Source organism: Aerococcus suis (assembly GCF_900176325.1).
In the GTDB taxonomy this organism is placed as follows: Bacteria; Bacillota; Bacilli; order Lactobacillales; family Aerococcaceae; genus Aerococcus; species Aerococcus suis.
The window spans coordinates 347,853-353,852 of the sequence record NZ_FWXK01000002.1; the positions used below are offsets into that span (position 1 = coordinate 347,853).

Consider the following 6,000-nt stretch of genomic DNA (forward strand, 5'->3'; position numbering starts at 1 on the left):
TAGGTAGATTTTTGAAAAGGCCTACCCATGCCTTTGAAAATTTTTGAAGAATTTTGCCTGAAGCCTAGCCTGCCCCTTTGGAGTGAAGGCAAGATTTTTTCTCAAAACCTTGCCTAGGCTTTTGGTATGAATACAAGAATTTTTTACAAATCCTTGGCCAAGCTTCTGATATAAATAGAAGTTTTTTGATGGAGCCTAGCCTACCCCCTTTAAGATTGAGGACGAAAAAAATGATGAAGCTTAGCCTATCATTCTAAATTTAGAAGGCATTTTTTTGACAAGTCGCTTGAAATAATTTTGGCGTAACCGAAGGTAATGGCCTAGATGAGGACAAGAAAAATTGGCATGGTGTCACGATGACATTCGCTCGAACTTACTTTCATCCCACCCTACCCTTCAAGATAACAAACAAAAAAATACCAGACAGTCATTGACCATCTGGTATCAAAAACATTATATGAAATTGTCTTTACTGATTAAATTGCCTGACGTTGTTCTGAATTATTTGCGACTGGTTCTTCATTCTCAGCTTCAACTTTTGAAGAAAGATCTAACGTATTCACTAGACCTTTTTCTAAAGCCATTGCTAAAACTAACTCACGTAGTTCGCTATCTGACATCGCAGCATCACGTTTTGGATTTACGTAGAAATCGAATATTTTATCTAGTTGATTAGGAGTTCCTTGCCCATCTTTAACTGACATCGTTAACTATGTTAGGGGATTTTGTCAGAATCGCTTGTCTGAATATCAGTATAAACGAACTCTTCACTATACAAAGCAATTTGATAATTCAACTCGATGAGTAAGCCACGTAATCTTTTTTAGCAACTACAGTTGAAGCATTCTAAGTGATACTTAGTGACTCCTCATTTGCTTCAGTAATCAATGCTTTTTCGTTTTTTTAATCTATTATCGCTTCAAGGATGGACTATTGTCTCAGCCTCTTCTAATTCATTCTTAAGATATTTTTACTTTCTCTGTAGGTGCTGATACTTCTTTTTATTCTTTTCGACCTTTCAACTGATACTTCATTAATCTCATGCCATTGAAAATTACCACCAAGATACTACCTTCATGAACCAACATTCCGATAGACATATTCATCCATTCGCTGAAGAAGACGCTGGTCAACAAGACCAACACTACGCCAACTGCAATCACGATATTTTGTTTCATATTATTTGCGGTGGCTTTTACTAATCCTAATGCGTGAGGCAAGTTGCTAAAGTTCGAGTTCATTAAAACGACATCGGATGTTTCAATCGCTACGTCCGTTCCGCTTCCCATTGCGATTCCAATGTCTGCTAAAGCTAAGGACGGACTATCGTTAACGCCATCTCCAACAAAGGCTACAATTTGACCACGTTGTTGAAGTTTTCCGATATAAGCCGATTTGTCTTCCGGCAACATATGGCCGTGAGCTTCGGTCAAACCAAGTTCGCCGGCGACCACATCCACGGTTCCTTGGTTATCTCCTGAAAGAACAACTAGATTTTTTACGCCCAAGTCTTTTAATTCCTGCAAATTAGCTTTCACACCCGGACGAACTTGATCGCGAATACCCATCAGTGCTTTTAATTCATCGTCGACCGCTGTCAAAACGAGAGAGTTCCCTTGTTGTTCAAACCGTTTGACATCTTTTTGCACTTTTTTGCTGAGAGTGACATTTTCTTTTTTCATCAAGGCCACATTCCCAACAACCACTTTATGTCCAGCTATACTTGAAACGATGCCGCCGCCTTTCACGACTTCAGTTTCTTCAACAGGATAAAAGTCTGTTTCTCCAATTTGATTTAAGACCGCTTTTGCTAATGGATGATCTGATTCCCGTTCCACACTGGCCAGATAGCCAAGCGTTTCAGTAGAATCTTTTTCATACAGTTCAGTCGCTGCAACGGTTGGGTTTCCGACAGTTAAAGTACCTGTCTTATCAAATACAATTGTATCCACATTGCTGAAGTCTTGAATGACTTCACTCCCTTTTAAAAGAACACCGTTACGAGCACCATTCCCAATACCGGCAACGTTTGAGACAGGCACTCCGATAACTAATGCGCCTGGGCAACCTAGAACTAAGATGGTGATTGCTAACTCAATATTTTGACTGAACGCCCATACAACAATTGCCAGAACCAAGACAGCTGGTGTGTAGTATTTAGAAAAGCGATCAATGAACCGTTCCGCTTCGGATTTAGAATCTTGTGCTTCTTCCACGAGTTCAATAATTTTTCCAAATGTGGTGTCCTCACCAACTCGGTCAGCTCTGATTTGAATCGTTCCGTTTTCTAAAATAGTTCCTGCAAAAACTTCTGCATCAGCTTGCTTATTGACCGGAACAGCTTCACCTGTAATGCTAGCTTCATTGATATGCCCTTCACCCGTAAGGACTATGCCATCTACTGGCACTTTCGCACCCGTTTTAACGAGTAAGATATCCCCTTCATCTATATCATCCACGTCTACTTCTTCAAATTCGCCATTATCCATTTGTTTCAAGGCGTTTTCGGGTGCCATTTCAGTCAATTCTTTGATAGCAGATCGCGTTTGATTCAATGTTCGTTGTTCCAAGTAGTGTCCGAATAAGAATAAGAATGTGACAATAGCCGATTCTTCATAATTTTGAATAAAAAGCGCACCAATCGCTGCAATACTGACTAAGACATCAATACTGATGACTTTGACTTTCATTGCTTGAAACGATTGAATGGCAATTGGCATAATCCCAAAGACAGAGGCGATGATCAAAGCCCACTCTGAAAGTCCTACGTTTTCTAAAACAAAGTGACTGAAGAAACCGAGTACGATGAACAATCCACTGATGACGGTGATAACATTTTTCTTACTTAATATATATTGTTGCATGCTTTTTCCCTCCAAATTTAATTTCTCTCTTATTGATAAACACAATATAAGATAATTGCCTAAGTAATTAATTGACTGACATCAAGTTTAAGAAGTTCTCTTTTATTGTTTCTAAGCACCTTAAATCGGATTGCAACAAAAAAAGCAATCCTGAAAAAATAGCTTTTCTTCCAGAATTGCCTAGTTCATTTAATCTGTTAAGCGGCCTTGGCTTTTGCTTTAAGGACCGGATAGCCTACGTTTTCGATAGCTTTTTGAATCTCTTCAATCGAAGTGACAGCTGAATCAAAATTGGTTTTGACTTTGCTGGAGTTGAATAATACTTTAATGCTGTCTTTATCAACACCGTTAACTGATTTTACGGCACCTTCAATTTTTTGCATACAACTTGGACAAGACAACGTTTCTAATTGCAATATAGCTTTTTCCATAATTCCTATCTCCTTTATGTATTTTTATTTTATCGGCAGCAGATTAATGAACACTGCCTTTTCCTCTTTACAACTGTAATATAGCTCACTTTTAGCAAACGAAAATTGACGCATATCAAGTTCGGCACTTCTTTTTATCTTTTTGCTCAATTCACCATCTTAATAGTCTTTTTCTGCCCCTTATTGTCATCAGAATAATAAGAAATTAGTGGATAATCTTGTCTGCGTATAAACCATACTACAATCGCGCCAATAAACAGGGTCAGAGACAAGGCTTGCGAAACGCGGATCCACTCGCTAATCCATAAACTGTTCGTTCGCATACCTTCAATGAAGAACCGATCCACTAAGTACCACAAAACGTCACTCAAAGCGACTTCTTCTTGACGCAAAAGCTGTTTTCGGTTCCGTATAGTGACGATGAGGATAAAGCCCAACAAACTCCACAATGACTCGTATAAAAAAGTTGGATGGTAGTAGGTACCATTTGCTCCATTTCTTCAATTTTTCACGTCATTATAGTCATGGTGATGCTGAACAAGATTCTGGCTAAGCTCCATGGAAACCAAACAGTGAATACACTTTTAGCTCCCTGGTCACTCGCTTCGTAATACGCCACTTTTCCGTGTCCGATTATTCGCTGTAAAGCAATAAATCATCTAAATCCTGAATCTTGATCCTTTTCCCAGACAGCTGTTGAATCAATCCCTCGTTCTCCAATTCTCCAAATTTGCGACTGATGGTCTCAGGTGTCGTTCCTAAATAGGAAGCAATGTCCTTCTTTGCCATCGGCAGGGTGATGGTGGGAGAGTTGCCCATTTCAGGTTCCACATTTTCTGCCAAAAACAAAACTAAACGGGTAATGACACTCTCCACGGCTACTTGTGCGGTTTGACGTGCAGATCTTTCTAACCGCTGCGACATCTCTCCTAGCAACTTTAACGAAATTGCAGGATACTCTTTTAGAAACTCTTGTACATCATGTTGTTGAATCATGCAGACAGACGTATCTCGAGTAGCTTCTGCGTATTCCTCGTGCACAACATCAGGATTGAACAACGTCCATTCTCCCGTAAAGTCACCCGGATTCAAAATACGCACTAGTTGCTCTTTACCAGAATCAGACAAGCGATAGATGCGGACTTTTCCGCGATTCACAATATACAAGGCATCATCTTTTTCTTGCGAGCGAAACAGAAACTCCCCTTTTTGATAGTGCTTCGTGTGAGCTTTTCCAGCGATGCGATCCATCGCGCTTTCCTCCAAATGATTGAATATCGGGACTAAACGGATACAAGCTGAGTGGTCTCCTGCTACATGTGGTTGGGTGCATTAAGTCATTTCGTTCTTCTCCTTTATCAGTTTACTGTTCTTTTTTAACTTTCCTATATTTAGTATAAAGGCTCCTAGCTCAAAAAATTGACACTCATCAAGAAAAGTCTTTTTAGCGGCCAAAAATAGGAGCTGGAAAGAGTCCCAATCCTAAAATCTTTAATTTTTAAATGTATGTTTCCGAAAAACCTAATCTTCATCCTCATCAAACGCATCGTCATCTTCCAATGCCTCTTTGCCAATGAACGCTTGTAGCATCCAAATGTTTTTATCTAAGTCATTTTTAAAAGCAATCAGTGTATCTTCTAAAGCATCGTCACCCTCATCTTGTGCTAAACGAATAGCACGAATCGTTAATTCACGGGTACGTCTGAAATCTTCGATAATATTTTCAACCATGTCTTCTGCTTGAGCATATTTATTGATGGCATCTTCTGAAAGCATGGAATATTCTTCAAATTCAGCGGTGGTTGAAGCCGGTTTATGACCGGAAGTAATCAAGCGTTCTGCTAGTTTGTCGAACCATTCTTCGTTTTGATTATACAATTCTTCAAATTTTTCATGCAGGGTGAAGAAATTAGCGCCATTTACATACCAGTGATATTGGTGCAATTTCACATGTAAAGTATGCATGTTCCCTAAAAGATGATCCGAAATGGCCGCTGCATTAATTTTTGTATTATGGACATGTTCCTTGTGTTCTTGTTCTTCTTGCAATCTTTCTTGGGGTGTTCTTTCTTGAGACGCTTTATTTTTAGTCATGATCTATTCCTCCTATAATTTTGGTTCGTTTAAAATGGCTTCCTTTGATGCCTCCTTTTCCTTTACTGAATTTAGTATAAAGGCCCCCTACCTCAAAAAAATTGACGCGCATCAAGAAAATCATTTCTTAATAGACGCTAGGCTTCTCTATTAAATTCAGATGATTGCACCATAAGGGTGCGCTGATACTCGGCTAAAAAGAACCGAATAGCCGTCTGCAAGACCCCTCGGCGAGCCCACACTTTATGTACATAAAGTGTTCTGTTGCAAAGTTTTAAATAAAGAATAAAATCCCTTACGGTATCTATGATTTAAGCTGGGATTCCCAATAATACCTTGATTTCAGTACAGACCGAAAACCCGAAGAGAGTGCCTTCTTTTCGGGTTTTCTTATATAATCCTCGAATGGCTTCCATGCCTTTAATCGTGGTAGAGGCAGTGCGTAAACTTCGATAGAATTTATTGCGTCTCTTTACTGGACGATGGTCTTGTTCAATCAAATTATTCAGGTATTTAATGGTACGATGTTCTGTCCCTTGATAAAAGCCGCCGTATTCTTTTAGTTTCTTAAAGGCACTTGTAATAGAGGGGGCTTTATCTGTGACTACAAC

At 39.3% G+C, this 6,000-nt stretch carries 5 protein-coding genes and 2 pseudogenes; all 7 read right to left on the reverse strand.

Annotated elements, in window-relative coordinates; translation table 11 throughout:
• Positions 1-476: 476 nt before the first annotated feature.
• Positions 477-704 (reverse strand): hypothetical protein, encoded by a 228-nt coding sequence (locus tag B8955_RS03315; protein WP_084098484.1) that lies wholly within the window; start codon positions 702-704, stop codon positions 477-479.
• Positions 705-1,001: 297 nt separating this feature from the next.
• A complete protein-coding gene (locus B8955_RS03320; RefSeq protein ID WP_084098487.1) occupies positions 1,002-2,864 on the reverse strand; it encodes a heavy metal translocating P-type ATPase in 1,863 nt (620 codons plus the stop codon).
• A gap of 197 nt (positions 2,865-3,061) precedes the next feature.
• Complete coding sequence (locus B8955_RS03325) at positions 3,062-3,295, reverse strand: heavy-metal-associated domain-containing protein (protein WP_084098490.1); 234 nt, start codon at positions 3,293-3,295, stop codon at positions 3,062-3,064.
• A gap of 146 nt (positions 3,296-3,441) precedes the next feature.
• A pseudogene (locus B8955_RS03330) lies at positions 3,442-3,783 on the reverse strand (prolipoprotein diacylglyceryl transferase family protein); the annotation flags it as partial.
• Between the two features lie 145 nt (positions 3,784-3,928).
• Complete coding sequence (locus tag B8955_RS03335; RefSeq protein WP_234983516.1) at positions 3,929-4,588, reverse strand: Crp/Fnr family transcriptional regulator; 660 nt, start codon at positions 4,586-4,588, stop codon at positions 3,929-3,931.
• 228 nt (positions 4,589-4,816) lie between these two features.
• The gene (locus B8955_RS03340) at positions 4,817-5,389 is read right to left on the reverse strand and encodes a Dps family protein (RefSeq protein ID WP_084098496.1); all 573 of its coding nucleotides are present in this window, start codon (positions 5,387-5,389) and stop codon (positions 4,817-4,819) included.
• Positions 5,390-5,700: 311 nt separating this feature from the next.
• Positions 5,701-6,000, reverse strand: a pseudogene (locus tag B8955_RS03345) (IS6-like element IS1216 family transposase); the annotation flags it as partial.